The organism is Streptomyces sp. NPDC085931 (genome assembly GCF_044540565.1).
Lineage (GTDB): Bacteria > Actinomycetota > Actinomycetes > Streptomycetales > Streptomycetaceae > Streptomyces.
Genome location: NZ_JBITSK010000035.1, coordinates 1 through 1,263 on the forward strand (window position 1 = coordinate 1; position 1,263 = coordinate 1,263).

Below are 1,263 nucleotides of genomic sequence, written 5' to 3' on the forward strand. Positions count from 1 at the left end.
AGCGTCCTCGACGCGAAGAATGGGAATGACCTCTTCGTCCATGGAGTCATCGTCGCAGACCACCCAGGGCGAACGTTGCCTGATGCGGCACTAGGTCACCCGAACCGGCCCTCACAGCATCGCCGACCCACCGGGCTGAAGCCCGATGGGTCGGCGATGCGGAGTGGATCTTTCGTAGAGCGGCGGCGACCTCGTCGGCCGGCGGATCGAGCGATGGAATGAGCGCCTGGAACGGCTGGGGCCGGGACTGCTTGCAGCGGCCATGCCGCCTGGCTCCCTCAGGCGCGGGTGGTGGTGAGTGCGATGAGGGCTTCGGCGGCGGGGCCGGAGGAGGCGGGGTTCTGGCCGGTGATCAGCAGGCCGTCCTGGACGACGTAGGGCTGCCAGTCGCCGATCTTGGAGTAGTGGCCGCCGAGCTTGATCAGTTCGTCCTCGACGAGGAAGGGAACGATGTCGGTGAGCTGGACGCCTTCCTCCTCGGAGTTGGTGAAGCCGGTGACCTTCCGGCCCTGGACCAGTGGGGTGCCGTCCTCGTTGACGGTGTGGCGCAGGACACCGGGGGCGTGGCAGACCAGGGCCAGGGGCTTGCCGGAGCGCAGGGTCGTCTCGATGAGGCGGGCGGAGGTGGCGTCCTCGGCGAGGTCCCACAGGGGGCCGTGGCCGCCGGGGTAGAAGACGGTGTCGTAGTCATCGGCCTTCACCGAGTCCAGGCGCACGGTGTCGGCAAGGGCGGCGGTCGCTTCGGGGTCGGCTTCGAAGCGGCGGGTCTGGTCGGTCTGGTTGGCGGGCTCGTTGCTCTTGGGGTCCAGCGGGGGCCGGCCGCCCTTGGGCGAGGCGAGGGTGATGTCCCAGCCGGCCTCCTTGAACCGGTAGTACGGAGCGGCGAGTTCCTCCAGCCAGAACCCGGTCGTGCGGCCGGTGTCGCCCAGCTGGTCGTGCGAGGTGAGAACGATGAGGACCTTCATGACGAATACTCCCTAACGAGTAGACCGGTCGTCTCTCAGGAGTACAGAAGACCGGCAGAACCAGGTGAAGCCGAGTGGCGAAACGGAGGAGTCGGATGGGTCTACGTGGGCCGTCCGGCGGCGGGATCACGCCATGGGGTCATGTGCGTCCGCCGGGCGCCGGACACCGCACCGGTCCGCCACGAGCACGGACCGCGGGAGTCACTGGGCGAGGAAGGTCAGTAGGGCTTGGTTGACTTCGGCGGTGTGGGTGGTCAGCAGGCCGTGGGGGGCGCCTTCGATTTCGATGTACTGCGCG

At 68.2% G+C, this 1,263-nt stretch carries 1 protein-coding gene and 1 pseudogene; both read right to left on the reverse strand.

All coding sequences use genetic code 11. The features are described from left to right. Nucleotides 1-278 precede the first annotated feature (278 nt). A complete protein-coding gene (locus ACIGAN_RS35705) occupies nucleotides 279-965 on the reverse strand; it encodes a type 1 glutamine amidotransferase domain-containing protein (RefSeq protein WP_399863726.1) in 687 nt (228 codons plus the stop codon). A 201-nt stretch (nucleotides 966-1,166) separates the two neighbouring features. Continuing rightward, nucleotides 1,167-1,263, reverse strand: a pseudogene (locus tag ACIGAN_RS35710) (alpha/beta hydrolase); the annotation flags it as partial.

Bases quoted from the DNA above. Each gene is read 5' to 3' on its own strand.
- ACIGAN_RS35705 (WP_399863726.1), bottom strand. From the start codon at position 965: ATGAAGGTCCTCATCGTTCTCACCTCGCACGACCAGCTGGGCGACACC.